The sequence below is a fragment of the Pseudomonas tensinigenes genome, assembly GCF_014268445.2.
Taxonomy (GTDB): domain Bacteria; phylum Pseudomonadota; class Gammaproteobacteria; order Pseudomonadales; family Pseudomonadaceae; genus Aquipseudomonas; species Aquipseudomonas tensinigenes.
The window spans coordinates 2,023,569-2,046,244 of record NZ_CP077089.1; the positions used below are offsets into that span (position 1 = coordinate 2,023,569).

Below are 22,676 nucleotides of genomic sequence, written 5' to 3' on the forward strand. Positions count from 1 at the left end.
CGACATGGGCATCAAGGTTTTGCTGGTCGAGGATGACCGTTCGTTGCGCGAAGCGCTGACCGATACGTTGTTGTTGGCCGGCCATGACTACCATGCGGTCGGTAGCGCTGAGGAGGCGTTGACCGCGGTCGCTCGCGAAGCATTCAGCCTGGTGGTCAGCGACGTCAACATGCCAGGCATGGACGGACATCAATTGCTCTCATTGTTGCGCGCTCGTCAGCCGCAGTTGCCGGTGTTGCTGATGACTGCGCATGGCGCCGTTGAGCGCGCGGTCGATGCGATGCGCCAAGGTGCAGCGGACTATCTGGTCAAACCTTTCGAACCTAAAGCCTTGCTCGATCTGGTCGCGCGGCATGCGCTGGGCAATATTGGCGCGAGCGAAAGCGAAGGCCCGATCGCGGTCGAGCCGGCGAGCGCGCAACTGCTCGAGTTGGCCGCGCGCGTTGCACGCAGCGACTCCACGGTGCTGATTTCCGGCGAGTCCGGTACCGGTAAAGAAGTGTTGGCGCGCTACATTCACCAGCAATCCCATCGCGCCAGTCAGCCGTTCATTGCGATCAACTGCGCGGCGATCCCGGACAACATGCTCGAAGCGACGTTGTTCGGCCACGAGAAGGGCTCGTTCACGGGAGCCATCGCGGCGCAGGCCGGCAAGTTCGAGCAGGCCGATGGCGGTACGCTGTTGCTCGACGAAATCTCCGAAATGCCTCTGGGTCTGCAAGCCAAATTGCTTCGCGTGCTGCAAGAACGCGAAGTCGAGCGGGTTGGCGCGCGCAAACCCATTGCCTTGGATATTCGTGTGGTCGCCACCACCAACCGCGATCTGGCGGGCGAAGTAGCGGCGGGGCGTTTCCGTGAAGACCTTTTTTACCGTTTGTCGGTTTTCCCACTGGCTTGGCGTCCACTTCGCGAGCGCACTGCCGATATCCTGCCGCTGGCCGAAAGGTTGTTGGCCAAACACGTCAATAAAATGAAGCATGCGGCGGCGAAACTCTCGCCTGACGCGCAAGCGTGTCTGACTGCGTACCCGTGGCCGGGCAATGTGCGTGAACTGGATAACGCCATTCAGCGTGCGTTGATCCTGCAGCAGGGCGGTTTGATTCAGCCGCAGGATTTCTGTCTGGCCGGTCCCGTGACGTACACCGCGATGCCCGTCGCCGCGCCGGTTTCAGCGGTGCTTCGCGAGGTGGAAATCGAAGCGGATTCGGCCGGCGCCCTGGGCGATGACCTGCGCCGCCGGGAGTTTCAGATGATCATCGACACCCTGCGTGCCGAACGTGGCCGCCGCAAGGAAGCCGCAGAAAAGCTCGGCATCAGCCCGCGCACCCTGCGCTACAAACTGGCGCAAATGCGCGATGCCGGGATGGACGTCGAAGGTTATCTGTTCGCCACCTGACGTCTGCCGCAACGATTTGAAAACGCTTTTCTGAAAGGGGTGCCCATGAGCTGGCACCCTTGTTGCTAATACCTGTGTACCCGCCGAGTGAGTGTCAAAAAATTGCGGGCCGCCCAAGAGAGTAGACCATGAGCCAAGGTATTGAATTTAATCGGTTGATGATGGACATGAAGGCCATGAAATTGGACGCCATGTCTGCACCGAAATCGACGACCGCTGTCCCTGAGCTGGGAGGCAGCAGCTTTTCCGACATGCTCGGTCAGGCGATCAACAAGGTCAGCGATACCCAGACCGCGTCGACTCAGTTGGCCAACGCATTTGAAGTGGGCAAAAGCGGCGTCGACCTGACGGACGTGATGGTCGCTTCGCAAAAAGCCAGCGTGTCGTTCCAGGCTCTGACCCAGGTACGCAACAAGCTGGTTCAGGCTTATCAAGACATCATGCAGATGCCGGTTTAAGGACGAGATTGAGTCATGGCAGAAGCAGTCGCCGATAACGTTCCGGCCAAGGCCACCCCGATAGACGGCAAACCGCCGCTGTTCGGCCTGTCCTTCCTGGAAAACCTCTCCGAGATGACCATGCTGCGTCAGGTGGGCCTGTTGGTCGGCCTGGCTGCGAGCGTGGCGATTGGCTTTGCCGTGGTGCTGTGGTCGCAGCAGCCGGATTACCGTCCGTTGTATGGCAGCCTTGCCGGTATGGACGCCAAGCAGGTCATGGACACCCTGGCCTCCGCCGACATCCCTTACACCGTTGAACCGAACTCCGGCGCCTTGCTGGTCAAGGCCGATGACCTGTCTCGTGCACGGATGAAACTCGCCGCTGCTGGTGTCACTCCCAGCGACGGCAACATCGGTTTCGAAATCCTCGACAAGGAACAGGGTCTGGGCACCAGCCAGTTCATGGAAGCGACGCGTTACCGTCGTGGCCTCGAAGGTGAGCTGGCCCGGACCATTTCCAGCCTGAACAACGTCAAGGGTGCCCGCGTGCACCTGGCCATTCCGAAGAGCTCGGTGTTTGTGCGTGATGAGCGCAAGCCAAGCGCTTCGGTATTGGTCGAGTTGTACTCCGGTCGTTCGCTGGAGCCAGGTCAGGTCATCGCGATCATCAACCTGGTGGCGACCTCCGTTCCCGAGCTGAGCAAATCGCAGATCACCGTCGTCGATCAGAAGGGCAACCTGCTCTCCGATCAGGCGGAGAACTCCGAAATGACCATGGCCGGCAAGCAGTTCGATTACAGCCGTCGCATGGAAAGCATGCTCACCCAGCGCGTGCACAACATTCTGCAACCGGTATTGGGCAACGATCGCTACAAGGCGGAAGTTTCGGCTGACATCGATTTCAACGCTGTCGAGTCGACCGCCGAGCAGTTCAACCCGGATCAACCGGCGTTGCGCAGCGAGCAGTCGGTCAACGAACAACGCACCGCCAGCAATGGCCCGCAAGGTGTGCCGGGTGCCCTGAGCAACCAGCCGCCGTCGCCAGCCTCGGCACCGCAAACCACCGGTGGTGCCGCAGCGCCAGCCGCGATGGTGCAGCCAGGTCAGCCATTGGTTGACGCCAACGGTCAGCAGATCATGGACCCGGCCACCGGCCAGCCAATGCTCGCGCCGTACCCGGCCGACAAGCGTCAACAATCGACCAAGAACTTCGAACTCGACCGTTCCATCAGCCACACTAAACAGCAGCAGGGTCGCCTGAATCGTCTGTCGGTGTCGGTGGTTGTCGACGATCAGGTCAAGGTCAACGCGGCCAACGGCGAAACCAGCCGTGCGCCGTGGAGCGCCGACGAATTGGCGCGCTTCACCCGTCTGGTCCAGGACGCGGTCGGTTTCGACGCCAGCCGTGGCGACAGCGTCAGCGTGATCAACATGCCGTTCTCCGCCGAGCGCGGCGAAGTGATTGCCGATATTCCGTTCTACTCCCAGCCATGGTTCTGGGACATCGTCAAACAAGTGCTGGGTGTGTTGTTTATCCTGGTGCTGGTGTTTGGTGTGCTGCGTCCGGTGCTAAACAACATCACCGGCGGCGGCAAAGGCAAGGAGCTGGCCGGTCTTGGCAGCGACGTGGAACTCGGCGGGATGGGCGGCCTGGACGGCGAACTTTCCAACGACCGCGTGAGCCTCGGTGGTCCGCAGAGCATTCTGTTGCCGAGCCCGAGTGAGGGTTATGACGCGCAACTGAATGCAATCAAGAGTCTGGTGGCCGAGGATCCGGGTCGCGTGGCTCAGGTCGTGAAAGAGTGGATTAACGCAGATGAGTGATAACCGAGCCGCAACCGTCAAACTGAACAAGGTCGACAAAGCCGCGATTCTGCTGCTGTCCCTGGGTTCGACCGATGCCGCGCAAGTGCTGCGCCACATGGGCCCGAAAGAGGTTCAGCGTGTGGGTGTGGCCATGGCGCAGATGGGCAACGTCCATCGCGAACAGGTCGAGCAGGTCATGAGCGAGTTCGTCGACATCGTCGGCGACCAGACCAGCCTGGGCGTCGGTTCCGACGACTACGTGCGCAAAATGCTCACCCAGGCCCTGGGTGAAGACAAGGCCAACGGCTTGATCGACCGCATCCTGCTCGGTGGCAACACCAGTGGCCTCGACAGCCTGAAATGGATGGAGCCGCGCGCCGTTGCCGACGTGATCCGCTACGAACACCCGCAGATTCAGGCAATCGTGGTCGCATACCTCGACCCGGATCAGGCCGGTGAAGTACTCGGCAACTTCGACCACAAAGTGCGTCTGGACATCATCCTGCGCGTCTCGTCGTTGAACACCGTACAGCCAGCGGCACTGAAAGAGCTCAACCAGATTCTCGAAAAGCAGTTCTCCGGCAACTCGAATGCCTCGCGCACCACCCTGGGTGGCATCAAACGCGCGGCGGACATCATGAACTTCCTCGACAGCTCGATCGAAGGCCAGCTCATGGACTCGATCCGCGAAGTCGACGAAGACCTGTCCGGTCAGATCGAAGACCTCATGTTCGTGTTCAACAACCTCGCCGATGTCGACGACCGTGGCATTCAGGCGTTGCTGCGCGAAGTGTCTTCCGACGTGTTGGTGCTGGCCCTCAAGGGTTCGGACGAAGGCGTCAAAGAGAAGATCTTCAAGAACATGTCCAAACGTGCCGCCGAACTGTTGCGCGACGACCTCGAGGCCAAAGGCCCGGTGCGCGTCAGCGACGTCGAAACCGCACAGAAAGAAATCCTCACCATTGCCCGTCGTATGGCCGAAGCCGGCGAAATCGTACTCGGTGGCAAGGGTGGCGAGGAAATGATCTAAGCCCATGGACAAGCACGACGACGATGTGACGGATCTGATCCGTGCCCGCGATGTCCGTGGTTTCGAATCCTGGGCGATGCCCAGCTTCGACCCGCCGAAACCGGAACCCGAGCCAGAGCCGGAGCCAGAACCGCCGGAAATGGAAGAAGTGCCGCTGGAGGAAGTCCAGCCACTGACCCTGGAAGAACTCGAAAGCATCCGTCAGGAGGCTTACAACGAAGGCTTCGGCATCGGCGAAAAGGAAGGTTTTCACAGCGCCACGCTCAAGGTGCGTCAGGAAGCCGAGGTGGCGCTCAGCGCCAAACTTGCCAGCCTCGAGCAACTGATGGCGAACCTGTTCGAGCCCATCGCTGAGCAGGACACGCAGATTGAAAAGTCGCTGGTCGACCTCGTGCAACACATCACCAAACAGGTGATCAAGCGCGAACTGGCCATCGATTCCAGTCAGATCGAACACGTCATGCGCGATGCGCTCAAGCTGTTGCCGTTGGGTGTCGACAACGTGCGTCTGTACGTCAATCCGCAGGACTTCGAGCAAGCCAAGGCTCTGCGCGAGCGCCATGAGGAAACCTGGCGCATCGTCGAAGATGAATCGCTGTTGCCGGGCGGCTGCCGGGTTGAAACCGAGCACAGCCGCATCGATGCGAGCATCGAAACCCGCGTGGCTCAGGTCATGGCCAAACTGCTCGATCAGCTACACGAGCAGGCCTTGCATCCGGCCGATGCGGATCTGAGCCTGGATATTCCCGAAGACGTAAAACCGGCGGCCACGCCTGAAGAGCCGCTCGCGGACCACCCCGATGCGCCTTGAACGCACCAGTTTCGCCAAGCGCCTGAGCACTTACGCTGAGGCTACCGAGATTGCCGGCGCGCCGATTCTTGAAGGTCGCCTGCTGCGCATGGTTGGCCTCACCCTCGAAGCCGAAGGCCTGCGCGCCGCCATGGGCACGCGTTGCCTGGTGATCAATGACGACAGCTATCACCCGTCTCAGGTGGAAGCGGAAGTCATGGGTTTCTCTGGCAGCAAGGTTTTCCTGATGCCGGTCGGCAGCGTTGCCGGCATCGCCCCCGGCGCCCGTGTGGTGCCTTTGGCTGATACCGGTCGTTTGCCGATGGGCATGAGCATGCTCGGTCGCGTGCTCGATGGCGCCGGACGTGCGCTGGATGGCAAGGGCGGCATGAAGGCCGAAGACTGGGTGCCGATGGACGGCCCGACGATCAACCCGCTCAACCGTGATCCGATCAGCGTGCCGCTGGACGTTGGCATCCGTTGCATCAACGGTTTGCTGACGGTCGGTCGCGGCCAGCGTCTGGGTCTGTTCGCCGGTACCGGTGTCGGTAAATCGGTGTTGCTGGGCATGATGACGCGCTTCACCGAGGCCGACATTATCGTCGTTGGCCTGATCGGTGAGCGGGGTCGAGAAGTTAAGGAATTCATCGAGCACAGCCTCGGTGAAGAAGGCCTCAAGCGCTCCGTGGTCGTCGCCTCGCCGGCGGACGATGCGCCGCTGATGCGTCTGCGCGCCGCGATGTACTGCACGCGGATCGCCGAATATTTCCGCGACAAGGGCAAGAACGTCCTGTTGCTGATGGATTCGCTGACCCGTTTCGCCCAGGCGCAGCGGGAAATCGCTCTGGCCATCGGCGAGCCGCCAGCGACCAAGGGTTATCCGCCATCGGTGTTCGCCAAGTTGCCGAAACTGGTGGAGCGCGCTGGTAACGCGGAGAAGGGCGGCGGTTCGATTACCGCGTTCTACACCGTGCTGTCCGAGGGCGATGACCAGCAGGACCCGATTGCCGACTCGGCGCGAGGCGTGCTCGACGGCCACATCGTGCTGTCCCGGCGCTTGGCCGAAGAGGGGCACTATCCGGCCATCGACATCGAAGCCTCGATCAGCCGGGTAATGCCGGCCGTGGTCTCGGCGGAACACATGCAGCGCGCGCAATACTTCAAACAGTTGTGGTCGCGTTATCAGCAGAGCCGCGACCTGATCAGCGTCGGCGCTTATGTTGCCGGTGGCGACCGCGAAACCGACATGGCGATTTCCCTGCAACCGCAGTTGGTCCGGTATCAGCGTCAGGGCCTCAACGACAAAATCAACATGGGCGAAAGCCAGGCCTATCTCGAAACCCTGTTCGCCCCTGCGGCGGGCGGCTAACCGGTCATGGCCACTGTCAGTCGAGCCGCGCGTCTGGCGCCGGTGGTGGACATGGCCGAGCAGGCCGAGAAAACTGCCGTGCAACGGCTGGGCTATTTCCAGGGCCAGGTCAAAGTCGCTGAAAGCAAACTGGCTGACCTCAATGCCTTCCGGCTGGATTACTCGCAGCAATGGATCGTGCGCGGCAGCACCGGCGTAAGCGGGCAATGGCTGCTCGGTTTTCAGGGCTTTCTGGCGCAACTCGACACGGCGGTTGATCAGCAGCGGCAGAGCCTGGTCTGGCACCAGAACAAGCTCGACAAGGCTCGCGAGGAATGGCAACAGGCGTTCGCCAAGGTCGAAGGGCTGCGCAAACTGGTGCAACGTTATCGCGAAGAGGCGCAACGCCTTGAGGACAAGCGCGAGCAGAAGCTGCTCGATGAATTGTCGCAGCGTTTGCCGCGACAGAATCCCTTCTGAAACAAGATCAAGAGATCGCAGCCTTCGGCAGCTCCTACAGGGGATCAGTGTAGGAGCTGCCGAAGGCTGCGATCTTTTGATCTGGCTTCTAACCTTGCTGCAACCCTGTCCAAGTGCTAAACCTTGTACAGGTTCGTCAATGACAAGGAAGCCAGTCAATGTCAGTCGTTACAGAAGTCTCTCCAGATGGTCAAAAACTGACGATTTTGGTCAAGGGTCGCTTTGATTTTGGTCGCCATCAGGAGTTTCGCGAGTCCTATGAGCGACTCAAAGAGAAACCCGAATCCATTGTGGTCGACCTGAAAGAAGCCACTTACCTCGACAGTTCCGCACTGGGCATGTTGCTCCTGCTGCGCGATCACGCCGGCGGTGACAATTCGGACGTGCGCGTGGTCAACAGCAACTCCGACGTGCGCAAGATCCTCGCCATCTCCAATTTCGACAAGCTCTTCGACATCAGTTGACGGCCATGCAGGTGCAAGAGCCGCTGACCATTCTGATCGCCGAAGACAGCGCCGCCGATCGCTTATTGCTGTCGACCATCGTCCGCCGCCAGGGTCACCAGGTCCTGACGGCGGCCAACGGTGCCGAAGCGCTCGATCTGTTTCGCCGTCAGCAACCCGATCTGGTCTTGATGGACGCGATGATGCCGGTCATGGACGGCTTTGAGGCCGCAAGGCAGATCAAGGCGTTGGCCGGCGAAACGCTTGTGCCGATCATCTTCCTGACGTCGCTGACCGAAAGCGAGGCGCTGGCCCGTTGTCTGGAGGCGGGTGGTGACGACTTTCTGGCGAAGCCTTACAACCAGGTGATCCTTGCCGCCAAAATCAAGGCGATGGATCGCTTGCGCCGCTTGCAGGCGACCGTGCTGCAACAGCGCGACCTGATCGCCAAACACCATGATTACCTGCTAAACGAGCAACGTGTGGCCAAAGCGGTGTTCGACAAGGTGGCGCACTCCGGTTGCCTCAGCGCGCCGAATATTCGCTACCTGCAATCACCGTACGCGCTGTTCAACGGCGACTTGCTGCTGGCGGCGTACACGCCGGCGGGCGACATGCATGTGTTGCTCGGCGATTTCACCGGTCACGGCTTGCCGGCAGCAGTGGGCGCGATGCCGCTCGCCGAAGTCTTTTATGGCATGACCGCCAAGGGATATGGCTTGGCCGAAACCCTGCGTGAAATGAACGCAAAGCTCAAACGTATCCTACCGGTGGACATGTTTTGCTGTGCGACGCTGCTGTGCCTGAGCTTTCAGCGACGTTCTGTAGAAGTATGGAATGGCGGCATGCCCGACGGGTATTTGCACCGGATCGCCACGGGCGAACGCGAGCCACTGAGCGCGCGTCATTTGCCGCTCGGTGTGCTGAGTCCGCTAGCGTTCGATGACCGTACTGAAGTGCATTCGATGACGGTCGGGGATCGGGTTTTTCTGCTGTCTGACGGCGTCATCGACACCAGTGATGTCAACGATCAGTTGTTCGGCGTCGAGCGTTTGCAGCAGGTGTTCGCCGCCAATCGCGAGCCGGATCGCTTATTCGAGGATATCGAGCAGGCGCTGCGGGATTTTCGCGGCGAGGCGCGCGACGATGTCAGCATGGTCGAGGTCAGCCTGCTGGAAACGGCGCAGGTCAAGCCGTCGGCCCCGGTGTATTCCGACAGCGGCCAGTCGTGCCCGCTCGACTGGTCGGTGAGTTTCGAATTCCGTGGCGCCACGCTCAAGCGTTTCAATCCGTTGCCGTACCTGCTGCAGTTGCTGCTTGAGGTGCATGGGTTGCGGGCGCAGAGTGGTGCTTTGTATAGCGTGCTCGCCGAGTTGTATTCCAATGCGCTGGAGCATGGCGTGCTCGGTCTGGATTCCAGTCTCAAGCGCGATGCGGCGGGTTTCGCTCGCTACTATCAGCAGCGCAATGATCGTCTCGAGGCGCTGCAGGACGGTTTCGTACGCGTGCATTTGCAGGTGCAGCCACAAGGCGAGGGCGGTTGTCTGGTGATTCGGGTTGAAGACAGCGGCAAGGGATTTGATGTGGCGCGAGTCATGGAGCGTCCGCTGGACGGCGTCCGTTTGTCGGGGCGCGGCGTCAGTCTGGTCCGGCAATTGGGGCGCAACGCCAGTTGGTCGGACGAAGGTCGTAGTGCCCGCGTGGAGTTTTCCTGGGTGGTTGAGGCATAATCCGCGCAATTCTTGATCAAGGAGTGAACAAGTGACTGACACACATATTGATCGCGAGGCGCTGAGCGTACTGCGCGAAGTCATGGAGGGGGGTTATCCGGAGCTTCTGGATACCTTTCTGGCGGATTCCGAAAGTCGCTTGGGCGAGTTGCAAAAGACCTCTGATGCCAAGGTGTTGTCGGAAGTTGCCCATAGTTTCAAGGGCAGCGCCAGCAACATGGGCGCTGTCCGCTTGGCGGCGCTCTGCCAGGAACTCGAATCGGACGCAAAAGACAAGAGCCCGGCGGAAATAGTCAAACTGGTCGCTGAGATCAGTGGCGAATTTGCTGAAGTTCGCCCGGTTTACGAAAGCGAAAAACATCCCGCTCACACGCACTGATCCCGCCGCCCGGCGCTTTTCTCAAGCGTCGGGCGAAACTGGCCCGGCACTTGCAGCTATCTCCGTAACTGTACCTACGATCCCAGTGCAGCGGAGACCGTTTCATGCCTGCGACCCCCAACATCCTTCTTCAGAATGCCGCTCAGGCCAAGGCGCAAGCCGCCTCGGCCAAAACGTCGGCGATGGCCGTAGACACTGGGGATAAAGCCTCAAGCTTCGCTAAAGTGTTCGCCGATCAGGGATCGGGCAAGCCTGTTGCCAGCACTGACAACTCGCCCAAGCCGTCGCGTGACAAAGTGGCCGACAACAGCGGCAAAAAAGATATCGGCAAGGATCAGTCTGCCGCTGCACAACCGGCAGTTGCCGACAGCGGCAACGACTTGCCTGCCGATAAAACCGTAGCGACCGATGACACCGCCGCCAGCAGCGACGACAGCGCGGACAGCACCCAGACCCCAGTGGTGGATGCTGCGCCGGTTGACCCGACGCTTGATCCGGCATTGGTCGCCGCTGTGCAGCCAGTGGTCACGGCGCCAGTGGCGCAAGCCCCGGCCGTTGTCGCCACCGTCCAGCCTGAAGCTGAAACACCTGCGCTCGCCGCATTGCCGGGTATGGTCAAAGATCCGGCACCGACCACCGACAGCGATTTCGACCCTTCGGCCGATCCGCTCGACTCGCTGCCGGCCGTGCGCATGGCGATGGAGCAGGGCGGGCACATTTCCGCCGCCAGCCAGGCGCAACCGAAAACGACGCCTGCTCAGGCTCAGGCCGACGGCGAATTGACTGCGGCGCAGAACTTCGCCGCCGGCATGGCCAGCATGCTTGACGTGCAAGCCGACAAGGACAGCACCAGCCAGGGTGGCGAGAAAGCCTTCAGCGGTTTGATCGACGATGGCCTCAAAGATCTCAAGACGGCGACCAGCGATACCCGCGTGGATGACTTCGCCAACCGTCTGGCGGCATTGACGCAGGCCGCCACGCCGAAGACCGCGAACGCGGTGCCGGTGAATCAGCCGATCGCCATGCATCAGAGCGGCTGGACCGAAGAAATCGTCAACCGCGTCATGTATCTGTCGAGCGCCAATCTGAAGGCGGCGGACATTCAGTTGCAGCCGGCCGAGTTGGGCCGTCTGGACATTCGCGTGAATATGGTCCCTGACCAGCAGACCCAGGTCACGTTCATGAGCGCGCATCCAAGCGTGCGTGAAGCGCTCGACGGGCAGATGCATCGTCTGCGCGATATGTTCAACCAGCAGGGCATGGGCCAGGTCGACGTCAATGTCTCCGACCAGAACCGTGGCTGGCAGGGCCAGCAAGGTCAGGAGCAGGCGCAGCAGGGCCAGAGCGGTCGCACCAGCGCTGCCGGCGGTCGCCTCGATTCGGCGGATGAAGAATTGGCGCCTGCCGCCATTGCTGACGCCGCTGCGCAAACCACCAGCGTGATCGGCAGCAGCGCCGTCGACTACTACGCCTGATCAAATCAACAGCCCCTCACCCTAACCCTCTCCCGGAGGGAGAGGGGACTGATCGAGGGATGCTCGCGAAGTACGCCGACCTGATAGTTCTGCTGTGAATCCATAATCGATCCGGTCTTTCAGGTCGACGTATCACGACGGGGCCCCTCACCCTAGCCCTCTCCCGGAGGGAGAGGGGACTGATCGGGGGATGCTCGTGAAGTACGCCGACCTGATAATTCTGCTGTGAATCCATAGTCGACTCGGTATTTCAGGTCGACGTATCACGACGGGGCCCCTCACCCTAGCCCTCTCCCAGAGGGAGAGGGGACTGATTGGGGGATGCTCGTGAAGTACGCCGACCTGATAATTCTGCTGTGAATCCATAGTCGACTCGGTCTTTCAGGTCGACGTTTCGCGACAGGGCACCTCGCCCTCACCCTAGCCCTCTCCCGGAGGGAGAGGGGACTGATTGGGGGATGCTTGTGAAGTACGCCGACCGGATACTTCTGCTGTGAATCCATAGTCGACTCGGTCTTTCAGGTCGACGTATCACGACCAAACACCTCGGTCGGCCCCCTCTCCCTCCGGGAGAGGGCTGGGGTGAGGGTGCCTTTGACTTTAGCGTTGTCTCCACCATCACCGACACTTCTGGCATAACACTTGCTCTTGCCTTGCCGTGCGACTGTGAAAACCCGAATAGTGACGGATTATTGGCATGGCGAAGAGCGAAACAGCAGCAGTGAAAGACCCCGCAACCAAAGGCAAACTCAAGCTGATCATTGTGATCGTGCTGGCGTTGCTGTTGGCCATTGGTGCATCCGTGGGGGCGACCTGGTTCTTCATGCACAGCGCCCAGAGCAAACCTGCCGAGGCCGCCGATGCGGCGCCTGTCGGCAAGCAGCCAGCGATCTTCGAGCCGATGGCGCCAGCGTTTGTCGCCAACTACAACCAGAACGGCCGTCAGCGCTACATGCAGGTGAGCATCACCATGCTGGCGCGTAACCAGGCCGATCTGGAAGCGCTCAAAGTGCACATGCCGGTAATCCGCAACAACCTGGTGATGCTCTTCTCCGGTCAGGATTTCGCCACCTTGGCGACCCCGGTCGGCCAGGAGATGTTGCGCCAGAAGGCCACAGCCAGCGTCCAGGAAGTGGCGCAGAAAGAGCTCGGCAAAGTGGTGATCGAACAGTTGCTTTTCACTAATTTCGTACTGCAGTAGGAACACGACATGGCCGTGCAGGATCTGCTGTCCCAGGATGAAATCGACGCGCTGTTGCATGGCGTCGACGATGGTCTGGTACAGACCGATAACGCTGCCGAACCCGGCAGTGTCAAAAGCTACGACCTGACCAGCCAGGATCGCATCGTCCGTGGACGCATGCCGACTCTGGAAATGATCAACGAGCGTTTTGCCCGCTACACCCGCATCAGCATGTTCAACATGCTGCGCCGCTCGGCGGACGTTGCCGTCGGTGGCGTACAGGTGATGAAGTTCGGCGAATACGTGCACTCGCTGTACGTACCGACCAGCCTCAACCTGGTCAAGATCAAACCGTTACGCGGCACCGCGCTGTTCATCCTCGACGCCAAACTGGTGTTCAAACTGGTGGACAACTTCTTCGGCGGCGACGGCCGTCACGCCAAGATCGAAGGGCGTGAATTCACCCCGACCGAACTGCGCGTGGTGCGCATGGTGCTGGAGCAGGCCTTCGTCGATTTGAAAGAAGCCTGGCAGGCGATCATGGAAGTCAACTTCGAGTACATCAACTCGGAAGTAAACCCGGCCATGGCCAACATCGTCGGCCCGAGCGAAGCGATCGTAGTCTCCACGTTCCACATCGAACTCGATGGCGGTGGCGGCGACCTGCACGTGACCATGCCGTACTCGATGATCGAGCCGGTGCGCGAAATGCTCGACGCCGGTTTCCAGTCCGACCTCGACGATCAGGACGAGCGCTGGGTCAACGCCCTGCGTCAGGACGTACTCGATGTCGATGTGCCGATCGGCGCCACCGTGGCTCGCCGCCAGTTGAAACTGCGCGACATCCTGCACATGCAGCCGGGCGATGTGATCCCGGTCGAGATGCCGGACGAAATGATCATGCGCGCCAACGGCGTGCCGGCCTTCAAGGTCAAGATGGGCTCGCACAAAGGCAACCTCGCGTTGCAAGTGATCGAGCCGATCGAGCGTCGCTGAAGCGGCGCTCCAACCCCCCAAGCATTTAACTGAATTTTTGCCCGCCGAGGACAAATGATGAACGACGATATGAACGCCCAGGACGACCAGGCACTGGCTGACGAATGGGCTGCTGCCCTGGAAGAAACCGGTGACGGTCAAGCTGACATCGACGCCTTGCTGGCCGCCGACGCAGCCGGCGGCTCGCGTCTGCCGATGGAAGAGTTCGGCAGCGTGCCGAAGAACAACGATCCGGTGACCCTCGACGGCCCGAACCTGGACGTGATCCTCGACATCCCGGTATCGATCTCGATGGAAGTCGGCAGCACCGACATCAACATCCGCAACCTGCTGCAACTCAACCAGGGTTCGGTGATCGAGCTCGATCGTCTGGCCGGCGAGCCGCTGGACGTGCTGGTCAACGGCACCCTGATCGCGCACGGCGAAGTAGTAGTGGTCAACGAAAAGTTCGGCATCCGCCTGACTGACGTGATCAGCCCAAGCGAACGCATCAAGAAGCTGCGCTGAGTGAAACGGTTTCTCTGGGCTCTGCTGGCATTGCCATTGAGCGTGCTGGCTGCCGAGCCGTCGACAGCCACGACAGTGCCTGCCGCCACCGCGCCGATGGTCACCAGCGGCGTGGCCGGGCAACTGACGCAACTGGTGTTTGGCCTGTTGCTGGTGCTGGGCGTGATCTTCTTCCTCGCTTGGCTGTTGCGCAGGGTGCAGCAGGCCGGGCCGGCAGGCAAAGGGCAAGTGATCGAGCTGATCGGCTCACGCGCACTGAGTCCGCGTGACCGCTTGCTGCTGGTGCAGGTCGGCAACGAGCAGATTCTGCTCGGCCTGAGCCCCGGCACCATCACCGCGCTGCACGTGCTCAAGGAGCCGGTCGAGGTGCCGAGTACCAGCGAGAAAGCGACCCCGGAATTTGCCCAGCATCTGCTGAAGATACTCGGCAAGGATCAGAAGGATACGAAGTAATGGGTGCGCTACGCATCGTCTTGACGCTGGCCCTGATGCTGGCCGCGCCGCTGGCGTTCGCCGCCGATCCGTTGTCGATCCCGGCGATCACGCTGGGCACCAACGCCGATGGCGCGCAGGAGTATTCGGTCAGTCTGCAGATCCTGCTGATCATGACCGCGCTGAGCTTCATCCCGGCGGCCGTGATTCTGATGACCAGCTTCACCCGGATCATCATCGTCTTCTCGATCCTGCGTCAGGCCCTCGGCCTGCAACAGACGCCGTCGAACCAGATCCTCACCGGCATGGCACTGTTCCTGACCCTGTTCATCATGGCCCCGGTGTTCGACCGGGTGAACAAGGACGCGCTGCAACCGTATCTGGCGGAAACCCTTACCGCCCAGCAAGCGGTGGAGAAGGCCCAGGTGCCAATCAAGGACTTCATGCTCGCGCAGACCCGCACCAGCGATCTCGAACTGTTCATGCGCCTGTCCAAGCGCACCGACATCGCCACCCCGGATCAGGCGCCGCTGACCATTCTGGTGCCGGCGTTCGTCACCTCCGAGCTTAAAACCGCGTTCCAGATCGGCTTCATGATCTTCATTCCGTTCCTGATCATCGACCTCGTCGTGGCCAGTGTGCTGATGGCGATGGGTATGATGATGCTGTCGCCGCTGATCATCTCGCTGCCGTTCAAGATCATGCTGTTCGTGCTGGTGGATGGCTGGGCGCTGATCATCGGCACCCTGGCCAGCAGTTTTGGAGGTGTCTCGCCATGACGCCGGAAGTTGCGGTCGATATCTTTCGTGAAGCCCTTTGGCTGACCACATTGATGGTCGCGATTCTGGTGGTGCCGAGCCTGTTGGTCGGCCTGTTGGTGGCGATGTTCCAGGCCGCCACGCAGATCAACGAACAGACCCTGAGCTTCCTGCCGCGTCTGCTGGTGATGCTGGTGACCCTGATTGTGGGCGGTCCATGGATCGTGCAGACCTTCATGGAATACATCATTCAGTTGTACAAAAACATCCCGATGGTCATCGGCTAAGCCATGCAATCGCTGCTTCAGCTGACCGACACCCAGATCAGTACCTGGGTGGCGTCTTTCATGTTGCCGCTGTTTCGCGTGGCGTCGATGCTGATGGTCATGCCGGTGTTCGGCACCACCCTGGTGTCGCGCCGGATCCGCCTGTATTTCGCCGTGGCGATCACCGTGTGCATTGCCCCGAGCCTGCCGCCGATGCCGGCGGTCAGTCCGCTGGATCTGAGTGGCTTGATGTTGATTGCCGAACAGATCCTCGTCGGTGCGGTGCTGGGGTTTTCCCTGCAGCTGTTTTTCCAGGCGTTTGCCGTGGCAGGGCAGATTGTCGCGATCCAGATGGGCATGGGTTTCGCCTCGATGGTCGACCCGGCCAACGGCGTCTCGGTGGCGGTGATCGGGCAGTTCTTCACCATGCTCGTCACGTTGCTGTTCCTGTCGATGAACGGCCATCTGGTGGTCTTCGAAGTCCTTACCGAAAGCTTCACCACGCTACCGGTCGGCAGCGGTCTGATGACCGCGCATTACTGGGAACTGGCGGGCAAACTCGGTTGGGTACTGGGGGCGGCGCTGTTGTTGGTGTTGCCGGCGGTCACCGCGCTGCTGGTGGTCAACATCGCGTTTGGCGTGATGACCCGTGCCGCGCCGCAACTGAACATCTTCTCCATCGGTTTTCCGCTGACCCTGGTGCTTGGTCTGTTCATCGTCTGGGTCGGTCTGGCGGACATTCTCAATCAGTATCAGCCGCTGGCCACTGAAGCCTTGCAGCTGTTACGCGAACTGGCTCGGGCGCGCTGAGTCATGGCAGAGAGCGAAAGCGGTCAGGACAAAACAGAAGACCCCACGGAAAAACGCAAAAAGGACTCCCGCGAGAAGGGTGAGATTGCCCGCTCCAAAGAGCTCAACACCCTGGTCGTGACCATGGCTGGTGCCGGTGCGCTGCTGGTGTTTGGCGGCATGCTGGCCGAAGACCTGATGGAGCTGATGCGCCTGAACTTCACGCTGTCGCGTGAGGTGATCATGGATCAGGGTTCCATGGGCGCATTTTTGTTGAAGTCGGGTCAGATGGCGCTGGTGGCCATCCAGCCGTTCATGATCACGCTATTGCTGGCAGCCCTGATCGGGCCGATCTCCCTCGGTGGCTGGCTGTTTGCGGCCGGCTCCATGGCGCCCAAGTTCAGCCGGATGAACCCGGCGGCGGGCCTTAAGCGGATGTTTTCCTTCAAGGCTGTGGTCGAGTTGCTCAAGGCCCTGGCCAAGTTTCTGATCACCTTGGGCGTGGCGTTGGCGGTGTTGTCGGCGGACGTCGATGACTTTTTGCGGATCGCCCACGAGCCGCTTGAAATGGCGATCATTCACAGCGTCACGCTGGTCGGCTGGAGCACGTTGTGGCTGGCCTGCGGCCTGATCATCATCGCCGCCGTCGACGTGCCGGTGCAGCTCTGGGAAGCCCACAAGAAACTGCTGATGACCAAGCAGGAAGTGCGCGACGAGCATAAGGATCAGGAGGGGCGTCCGGAGGTCAAACAGCGCATCCGCCAGACCCAGCGCGAGATGTCGCAACGCCGCATGATGGCGGCGATTCCTGACGCCGACGTGGTCATCACCAACCCGACGCACTACGCCGTCGCACTCAAATACGATTCGGAGAAGGGCGGCGCGCCGATACTGCTGGCCAAGGGCAGCGACTTCCTCGCACTGAAGATTCGCGAAATCGCCGTGGCCAACAACGTCATGCTCCTCGAATCGCCGGGGCTGGCGCGTTCGATCTACTACTCCACCGAACTGGATCAGGAAATCCCCGGCGGCCTGTACCTGGCGGTTGCCCAGGTCTTGGCCTACGTCTACCAGATCCGCCAGTACCGCGCGGGCAAGGGCAAGCGCCCGGATCCGCTCAAGGACGATTTGCCGATTCCGCCAGACTTGCGCCGCGATTCCTGACGTTGCGGCGAAGCCATTTGTCTGCGCTCCCCCATGACTGTCAACTCTGACAGGTGCAGTCGCCGTGATTTTGCAGTTTGATGCAAGGTGCGGCCGCGCACTGACGCGGTCAGGCAGGCGAGTGCAAGGGAGCAAGGCAATGAAAGGTATTTTCAGCAGCTACGATGAAAAAACCGGAAGAGGCACCATCACGCCGAAGCAATCGGGACGATCCCTTTCCTTTGCCGAAGCCACAGGTTTTTTTCTGACGGCCAAAGAATACCGATTCAGCATTCCATTGCCCGATGCCCTGCAGGCGAACGTCAAAGTCGGCAACGAGGTCGAGTTCGAATTGCCCAAGAGCAAGAATGGAAAAGTAAAAATCCTCCGGTATTGAGCAATTGATCGCAAAGCCGCTGAAACGGGGCGGCGGTTTTATGATCGTTCCCACGCGCAGCAAAGGAATGCAGCCCGGGACGCTCCGCGTCCCTTCCAAAGCCGAACGCGGAGCGTCCGTTGAGGCATTCCCACGCAGGAGCGTGGGAACGATCATCGCGTGTCGCTACTGCGGCAACTCCAGATTATCCATCACCCGATTCACCGCCAGTTCGCCGAGCATGATCAGCTGTGCAATCCCCAACAGTGTCCTGCGCTGCGACGCCGGTTTGAGATGGGCGAAGTCATGGGCGATGGTTCTGGCTGAGGCAAGTGTTTCGCTGGCATCGGCCAGCAGTTCCTCGTTTTTGAAATCCGCGGTGACGGCGTACATCCGCCGGGTTTTGCGTGGCGGTGGAGTGGAGCCGGGTGGGCAGAGGTAGTGATCGAGGGCGCGGTCGGCGGCTTCGTGGAGTTTTTTTGAATCGAGGGATTCGTAGGGCGAGGTGAGGTCGATTTCGGGTGGGTTTGGCGTTGGTTTGATCATGGTGAAGCTCCTTGATTGCTGGAGCTGCCACATTTCGCTGCGAAACGAAAAGAGGTGGCAGCTGTACGCAGGTTCGCAGACCGGGAATCAAGGAACCCGGCATACCCGAAGGTATCCCGCGCACAGCCGCCATGAAGCATCATTGCCATTAATCTTGATGGCAATGCACTGGAGCGCTGTGCGCCTTGATTGATCCGGGCTGCGAAACCCGATCGCTGATTCGTCAGCGACCGCCCCACAATAGAACCCGACCCCAAAGCGCACAAGCCGGCGGATTCTGGCGTAGCTGTAGGCAAAGGCGCAAGAATTTGTAGCCTGGAAGGCGTGTCTGAAGGTGTCTTTTAAACGCCAGCGTTTAATGTGCACTTTGTGCTGACCTCACGAGCCTCTTCGCGAGCGGGCTCGCTCCCACATTTGGAACGATCGCGTTCCCCCTGTGGGAGCGAGCTTGCTCGCGAAAGGGCCATCCCGGTCAGCAGAAAAACCTCGATAAGCCCCGCTGTTTACATCACTGGTTAAATAAATTCGTCCCCTTTGTGCGGTCCCCTTTGTGCGATCCTATGCGGAAAAAAGTGGCAGTGAGGATTGTCTCAGACAAGTCCTAGCCCAGTAGTTATTACAAGCTTATTGTTATTTCATCCACGAAGAACCCATCGTCAGACGTTTGCGACTCCCCAGAGGCTTCAATTTCAAAGTAGGAGATGTATCGTCCTGGAGGGGCGCTGTACTGATGGTAATGTTTATTAGTAGTGCTAAACGTTAGTGCGTTTCTTGCTATGAGATTGCCACTGGTATCAAAGAAACTAATGGCGTTAGATTGATTCATATGAAAGATTGCAAATTTTATATTTGTAAGTGCTCCTGCCCAGCTAATTCTCATGGTGCCGCCAGAACCGACGATTAAAGACCTTCTTCCAAGGCCGTATTCAGGACTTCTCTCCGTGTTTGAAATGGTCATAGTCCTCAAAGACTGCTTCACTACGGTTAAAGTCAACCCGCTCGGTAGTAGTACCGGATCATTTAAGCGGATTTCACGAGCAGAGCTCTGTTCAAAATCTTCATATAAGCTTCTAGTTACCGTCAGCTTTCTTACCGCCGATACCGCGCCCGCTCCATACAATGCTTTGGCGGTAAAGCTATGCACGGCGACGGTCAGGCCCGCGACCAGTAACGTCCAGACGCCAGTGGTTGCATCGGCGATGGGCTGACCTTTGGTCGTCGTGCCATCTAGCACCTCGACTTTCTGACCTTTGGCAGCAATCCCGGAGAGAGTTACAGCCGTTTCTACCGTGAACCCTGCGTCAGGAATTTCGACATCGCTCGGCGAGCCCTTCACGTTGGTCAGCGTAGGCGCGGTGGCCGCCGTCACGGTCAGCGACCAGACCGCCGACTCGACACCCGTGCCGTACAACGCCCTGGCCTTGAAGTTGTGCACTGTCAGGCTCAGGTCTTTCACTTCCAGTTCCCACTTGCCGGTGGTGCCATTCACCTCTGCTATGCCCTTCGATGTCGTTTCATCAAAAATCTCTACTTGCAGACGTGGCATCGCCGTGCCGGTCAACTTGATGCTGTTATCGACGGTCACGGTGTTATTGGGTATTTCCACTCCTTTCGAGTCCTTCACCGAGGTGATTTCCGGTTTCACATCTTCCACAGCCTTGATCTTGTAGGCCTTCACCGGCCCGACAATCGCGTCCGCTTCGACCTGACTTGAGGTCAGTGCCAGTTTGTAATGCAGCTCCAGATCTGTGTCGTGCCCCAGATCCTTCAAATAACTGTAGGGGATGACCTGCTCATATTTTCCGGTGTCGATCCAAGCCTGATAGACCGCGGAGCCCGGTACTTTCCACACCACGCGATCATGCTCATTTCCTTGAGCATTCTTGCCCTTGAGCACCAGCCGCACGGGGTGACCAGCTTTCATGAACGCCCACACCCCGGCGCGGAATGTCGCGCCCGCCGTGACCTTGCTCAGATCCAGCTCATCCCCCTCGGCCTGCACGATGCTGAGCTTGTCCAGCTCCGCAGCGGGCAGCGGTGTGACTGTCACCGTGAGCGCTAGCGATGGGAATTTGTGGGTTCCCTGCGTCACTTCGTATTGAAGGGTGAAGGTTTTCGCCGTGTTGCCGATGTTGGCGGCAATCGCTTCCGGCGGGATCAGAAATTCAACGCTGCCACTGGCGACCCCCGATTTGGGCGCGATGGTCGGAGAGCCGGCGCCGGGCGTACCGCTCATGGTCAGTTGAATGCTGTGTTTGTCGTTCATGCCGGTGTAGGCCACGATTACCCGGCCACCGGTTTGGGCATTGAGCGGTGCCAGAGTCACAGCGGCGCCGCTGCCTTGCGCTTGCGGCATCTGCGGCGTTGGCAAAGGATTTTCCAGTGCCACCCCGACATCGAACTTCAACGGCTCGGCATAACTCGTCCCGCCGGCGGCGCGTTTGATCTCGTACCGGGCGATCACCGATCCGCCTTCATTGCCCTTGATCAGCTCGGCCCCGATGGGGAAGGGTACCGGTTGTCCGGCGGTGAACTCGCTCAGCTTGATCGAGTCGGTATATTCGCCGGTGATCGAACCGTGCCAGAACATGAAGACTTCATCGCCTTTGACCGTCTCGGTATACACCACCGTCAGGGTGGTGCCGGCGGTGTCGGCGGGCAGGACGCCGTTCACCACGCCGGCCACTTCCGGTTGCGGCAGTTCCAGGCGGGCCTCGCCGACTTGCAGGATCTCGGTGTGGATCGACTCGCGAATGGCGCGGGTGGTCTCGTACGGGTCCAGCGTGGCGAGCACCGTCTCGGCGATCAATTGCTGGTAGTAGAACTCGGCCTTGCCGCCGTTGACCGGGGCCAGGTGTTTGCCGTCGATGTTGTACAGCAGCGGTTGGGCCGCGACGATGTCGTTACGGGTGATGGGACGTGAAGGCAGGTCAGGCAGGTAGGGCTTGAGGCCTGGCGTGGTGCCGAGCATGAATATCTTGAGGACCTGGCCTTCGGCAAAGGATTTGTCGAAGGGGATTTCGACACGCACCTGGGGCAGTGCGGGATCCAGTGCTCCGGAGTTCTCGTCCAGCATTTTCGGCGCGGCCAGCCGTTGGACTTCGCCGATGGCGCGGATGAATTGGCCTTTGGAACGTAGATCAGGGGATGCGTCGGCCTTTTCCAAGCGGTACGACAAGGTGATCTGCGACTTGGCCAACTGGCGCAGCACGGCGTTGGGAACCTTGTCGTCAGTAACGCTCGGCACGCTTGTCAACGCCGCGCCTTCTACTTCCAGATCAATCGGTGGCCCTTCGACCGGTGTGCCCTTGATCCTGATGTAGGGAATGTCACCGACCGTGAACTTGCTGGTATCCGTGGCGATGATTTGCACGGTGCCGTCGGCGTCGCCCAGCTTGTCGACGTCCAGCACGTTGTTCAGTGTTTCCTTGAGCAACGGCGCCCCCAGCCGTGTTGCATCCACCGCCACCACGATGCGTTGCTCGGCACTCCAGTCCTCGGAGCGGTTAAAGACGCAGTCGTACACCTCGAAAACCACGGCCACGCCGGACGTTTCCGCATCACCGGCCTCTCGGATGATCGCTTCCGTGATGCTGATGATGATCGGCGCCTTGCCTTCGGCCTGTTCCTGAGTCAGCGCAGCACTGAACACGTAGATGCCGCCCCAGCTGAGACGACAGACATCGCCCGCCGCCGCGAAGGGGTAGGGCGGTGTGCCGTCAGCCTTGCCAATGCTGATCGGCACGCCAGCGGCGACGTTGTCCTTGTCGATGCCGCCGTCAACGATCTCCTTGGGAATCGTCATGATCAGCTTGGAGTGCCCGCCATCATCGTTGTCGTCATCGCCGCCGGGGCGCGTGAGTTTGACCAGCACCTGCATGACTTCGGACGCTTGATCCATGCCGCCCAGGGGCTTGACCACATAGGACACCGCAAAACGGCCATCGACCATGTGCCGGGACGGCACGAACATGCGCAACTGCGTATTGACCTCGGTCGCGTCGACAGTTTCCACCCAGACGTTCTGCCCGGTGCCCCAAAAGATCGTCAACCTGTCGCCTTGCGCCATGTTCCCCCACGGCCCGGCCTGGCACAGCAGACCGTTAAGGGGAAAGTTGCCCAGCGCGGCCGCGATGTTGATGCCCCAGATGTCGGGGTCCTGCGATACCGGGTCCTTGCTGCGACCGGGGATGTTGAGTTCTGTGAGGGCGAGAGGCTGATCAGGCGTTGACATGGCATCGGCTCCGTGCGGGAAGGGGACGGAGTGAGTTAACGCGCAATAAGGAAACTGCGCACCTGTCAGATCTGACAGGTGCGCGGGGGTATCCGACGAGCGGTTGTTTGCTTTTTCCTGCTTGAGCGATGT

General features: G+C 60.1%; 22 protein-coding genes. 20 read left to right on the plus strand and 2 right to left on the minus strand.

Annotated features, from left to right (window positions below):
- Positions 1 to 4: 4 nt before the first annotated feature.
- The 20 genes from HU718_RS08910 to HU718_RS09005 all read left to right on the plus strand — a co-directional run bounded on the left by HU718_RS08910 (position 5) and on the right by HU718_RS09005 (position 17,785).
- Positions 5 to 1,396 (plus strand): sigma-54-dependent transcriptional regulator, encoded by a 1,392-nt coding sequence (locus HU718_RS08910; protein ID WP_150708274.1) that lies wholly within the window; start codon positions 5 to 7, stop codon positions 1,394 to 1,396.
- A gap of 128 nt (positions 1,397 to 1,524) precedes the next feature.
- Entirely contained in the window at positions 1,525 to 1,854 is a 330-nt protein-coding gene (gene fliE / locus HU718_RS08915; RefSeq protein WP_095122696.1) for a flagellar hook-basal body complex protein FliE, read from the plus strand.
- Positions 1,855 to 1,869: 15 nt separating this feature from the next.
- Positions 1,870 to 3,657, plus strand: a complete 1,788-nt coding sequence (fliF, locus tag HU718_RS08920; RefSeq protein ID WP_038363829.1) for a flagellar basal-body MS-ring/collar protein FliF — start codon at positions 1,870 to 1,872, stop codon at positions 3,655 to 3,657.
- Entirely contained in the window at positions 3,650 to 4,669 is a 1,020-nt protein-coding gene (gene fliG, locus HU718_RS08925; protein WP_007920042.1) for a flagellar motor switch protein FliG, read from the plus strand. Before fliF ends, fliG begins: the two co-directional genes overlap by 8 nt.
- Positions 4,670 to 4,673: 4 nt before the next feature.
- On the plus strand, positions 4,674 to 5,480 hold the full coding sequence (fliH, locus tag HU718_RS08930) for a flagellar assembly protein FliH (protein ID WP_186616375.1): 807 nt from the start codon (positions 4,674 to 4,676) through the stop codon (positions 5,478 to 5,480).
- Entirely contained in the window at positions 5,470 to 6,828 is a 1,359-nt protein-coding gene (gene fliI / locus HU718_RS08935; protein ID WP_095122692.1) for a flagellar protein export ATPase FliI, read from the plus strand. Before fliH ends, fliI begins: the two co-directional genes overlap by 11 nt.
- 6 nt (positions 6,829 to 6,834) lie before the next feature.
- Positions 6,835 to 7,287 carry a flagellar export protein FliJ gene (fliJ, locus tag HU718_RS08940; protein WP_034153294.1) on the plus strand — a complete coding sequence of 151 codons (453 nt, stop codon included), beginning with the start codon at positions 6,835 to 6,837 and terminating at the stop codon, positions 7,285 to 7,287.
- Between the two features lie 158 nt (positions 7,288 to 7,445).
- Complete coding sequence (locus HU718_RS08945) at positions 7,446 to 7,751, plus strand: STAS domain-containing protein (protein WP_102900456.1); 306 nt, start codon at positions 7,446 to 7,448, stop codon at positions 7,749 to 7,751.
- Positions 7,752 to 7,756: 5 nt separating this feature from the next.
- The gene (locus HU718_RS08950) at positions 7,757 to 9,460 is read left to right on the plus strand and encodes an ATP-binding SpoIIE family protein phosphatase (RefSeq protein WP_186616374.1); all 1,704 of its coding nucleotides are present in this window, start codon (positions 7,757 to 7,759) and stop codon (positions 9,458 to 9,460) included.
- A gap of 31 nt (positions 9,461 to 9,491) precedes the next feature.
- Positions 9,492 to 9,839 (plus strand): Hpt domain-containing protein, encoded by a 348-nt coding sequence (locus HU718_RS08955; RefSeq protein ID WP_186616373.1) that lies wholly within the window; start codon positions 9,492 to 9,494, stop codon positions 9,837 to 9,839.
- Between the two features lie 104 nt (positions 9,840 to 9,943).
- A complete protein-coding gene (locus HU718_RS08960) occupies positions 9,944 to 11,314 on the plus strand; it encodes a flagellar hook-length control protein FliK (RefSeq protein WP_186616372.1) in 1,371 nt (456 codons plus the stop codon).
- A gap of 697 nt (positions 11,315 to 12,011) precedes the next feature.
- On the plus strand, positions 12,012 to 12,515 hold the full coding sequence (gene fliL / locus HU718_RS08965) for a flagellar basal body-associated protein FliL (protein WP_007920033.1): 504 nt from the start codon (positions 12,012 to 12,014) through the stop codon (positions 12,513 to 12,515).
- Between the two features lie 9 nt (positions 12,516 to 12,524).
- Positions 12,525 to 13,493: a flagellar motor switch protein FliM gene (gene fliM / locus HU718_RS08970; RefSeq protein WP_007920032.1), complete on the plus strand. Its 969-nt coding sequence runs from the start codon at positions 12,525 to 12,527 to the stop codon at positions 13,491 to 13,493.
- Between the two features lie 57 nt (positions 13,494 to 13,550).
- Positions 13,551 to 14,000 (plus strand): flagellar motor switch protein FliN, encoded by a 450-nt coding sequence (fliN, locus tag HU718_RS08975; protein WP_095122682.1) that lies wholly within the window; start codon positions 13,551 to 13,553, stop codon positions 13,998 to 14,000.
- The gene (gene fliO / locus HU718_RS08980) at positions 14,001 to 14,453 is read left to right on the plus strand and encodes a flagellar biosynthetic protein FliO (protein ID WP_150708268.1); all 453 of its coding nucleotides are present in this window, start codon (positions 14,001 to 14,003) and stop codon (positions 14,451 to 14,453) included.
- Positions 14,453 to 15,211 carry a flagellar type III secretion system pore protein FliP gene (fliP, locus tag HU718_RS08985; RefSeq protein ID WP_095122677.1) on the plus strand — a complete coding sequence of 253 codons (759 nt, stop codon included), beginning with the start codon at positions 14,453 to 14,455 and terminating at the stop codon, positions 15,209 to 15,211. The genes fliO and fliP overlap by 1 nt, the downstream gene beginning before the upstream one ends.
- The gene (gene fliQ / locus HU718_RS08990; RefSeq protein WP_041072975.1) at positions 15,208 to 15,477 is read left to right on the plus strand and encodes a flagellar biosynthesis protein FliQ; all 270 of its coding nucleotides are present in this window, start codon (positions 15,208 to 15,210) and stop codon (positions 15,475 to 15,477) included. The genes fliP and fliQ overlap by 4 nt, the downstream gene beginning before the upstream one ends.
- A 3-nt stretch (positions 15,478 to 15,480) precedes the next feature.
- A complete protein-coding gene (fliR, locus tag HU718_RS08995) occupies positions 15,481 to 16,266 on the plus strand; it encodes a flagellar biosynthetic protein FliR (RefSeq protein ID WP_038363857.1) in 786 nt (261 codons plus the stop codon).
- Positions 16,267 to 16,269: 3 nt separating this feature from the next.
- Entirely contained in the window at positions 16,270 to 17,409 is a 1,140-nt protein-coding gene (gene flhB, locus HU718_RS09000) for a flagellar biosynthesis protein FlhB (protein ID WP_102900461.1), read from the plus strand.
- Positions 17,410 to 17,548: 139 nt separating this feature from the next.
- Positions 17,549 to 17,785 carry a hypothetical protein gene (locus HU718_RS09005; RefSeq protein WP_095122673.1) on the plus strand — a complete coding sequence of 79 codons (237 nt, stop codon included), beginning with the start codon at positions 17,549 to 17,551 and terminating at the stop codon, positions 17,783 to 17,785.
- A gap of 165 nt (positions 17,786 to 17,950) precedes the next feature.
- On the opposite strand, the gene HU718_RS09010 is transcribed toward HU718_RS09005, so the two are convergent.
- Positions 17,951 to 18,310, minus strand: coding sequence for a DUF6124 family protein (locus tag HU718_RS09010; protein ID WP_186616732.1), 360 nt, complete (start codon positions 18,308 to 18,310; stop codon positions 17,951 to 17,953).
- 616 nt (positions 18,311 to 18,926) lie between these two features.
- Positions 18,927 to 22,544, minus strand: a complete 3,618-nt coding sequence (locus tag HU718_RS09015) for a hypothetical protein (RefSeq protein WP_217868272.1) — start codon at positions 22,542 to 22,544, stop codon at positions 18,927 to 18,929.
- Between the last annotated feature and the right edge of the window lie 132 nt (positions 22,545 to 22,676).

What these genes read in the sequence shown, in the direction of transcription:
- fliN (WP_095122682.1), top strand. Translation starts at nt 13,551, where the DNA reads ATGAACGACGATATGAACGCCCAGGACGACCAGGCACTGGCTGACGAA.
- fliM (WP_007920032.1), top strand. Translation starts at nt 12,525, where the DNA reads ATGGCCGTGCAGGATCTGCTGTCCCAGGATGAAATCGACGCGCTGTTG.
- fliG (WP_007920042.1), top strand. Translation starts at nt 3,650, where the DNA reads ATGAGTGATAACCGAGCCGCAACCGTCAAACTGAACAAGGTCGACAAA.
- HU718_RS09005 (WP_095122673.1), top strand. Translation starts at nt 17,549, where the DNA reads ATGAAAGGTATTTTCAGCAGCTACGATGAAAAAACCGGAAGAGGCACC.
- HU718_RS08950 (WP_186616374.1), top strand. Translation starts at nt 7,757, where the DNA reads ATGCAGGTGCAAGAGCCGCTGACCATTCTGATCGCCGAAGACAGCGCC.
- HU718_RS09010 (WP_186616732.1), bottom strand. Translation starts at nt 18,310, where the DNA reads ATGATCAAACCAACGCCAAACCCACCCGAAATCGACCTCACCTCGCCC.
- fliH (WP_186616375.1), top strand. Translation starts at nt 4,674, where the DNA reads ATGGACAAGCACGACGACGATGTGACGGATCTGATCCGTGCCCGCGAT.
- flhB (WP_102900461.1), top strand. Translation starts at nt 16,270, where the DNA reads ATGGCAGAGAGCGAAAGCGGTCAGGACAAAACAGAAGACCCCACGGAA.
- HU718_RS08910 (WP_150708274.1), top strand. Translation starts at nt 5, where the DNA reads ATGGGCATCAAGGTTTTGCTGGTCGAGGATGACCGTTCGTTGCGCGAA.
- fliP (WP_095122677.1), top strand. Translation starts at nt 14,453, where the DNA reads ATGGGTGCGCTACGCATCGTCTTGACGCTGGCCCTGATGCTGGCCGCG.
- fliQ (WP_041072975.1), top strand. Translation starts at nt 15,208, where the DNA reads ATGACGCCGGAAGTTGCGGTCGATATCTTTCGTGAAGCCCTTTGGCTG.
- fliR (WP_038363857.1), top strand. Translation starts at nt 15,481, where the DNA reads ATGCAATCGCTGCTTCAGCTGACCGACACCCAGATCAGTACCTGGGTG.
- fliJ (WP_034153294.1), top strand. Translation starts at nt 6,835, where the DNA reads ATGGCCACTGTCAGTCGAGCCGCGCGTCTGGCGCCGGTGGTGGACATG.
- fliF (WP_038363829.1), top strand. Translation starts at nt 1,870, where the DNA reads ATGGCAGAAGCAGTCGCCGATAACGTTCCGGCCAAGGCCACCCCGATA.
- fliL (WP_007920033.1), top strand. Translation starts at nt 12,012, where the DNA reads ATGGCGAAGAGCGAAACAGCAGCAGTGAAAGACCCCGCAACCAAAGGC.
- fliE (WP_095122696.1), top strand. Translation starts at nt 1,525, where the DNA reads ATGAGCCAAGGTATTGAATTTAATCGGTTGATGATGGACATGAAGGCC.
- HU718_RS08945 (WP_102900456.1), top strand. Translation starts at nt 7,446, where the DNA reads ATGTCAGTCGTTACAGAAGTCTCTCCAGATGGTCAAAAACTGACGATT.
- HU718_RS08960 (WP_186616372.1), top strand. Translation starts at nt 9,944, where the DNA reads ATGCCTGCGACCCCCAACATCCTTCTTCAGAATGCCGCTCAGGCCAAG.
- HU718_RS09015 (WP_217868272.1), bottom strand. Translation starts at nt 22,544, where the DNA reads ATGTCAACGCCTGATCAGCCTCTCGCCCTCACAGAACTCAACATCCCC.
- fliI (WP_095122692.1), top strand. Translation starts at nt 5,470, where the DNA reads ATGCGCCTTGAACGCACCAGTTTCGCCAAGCGCCTGAGCACTTACGCT.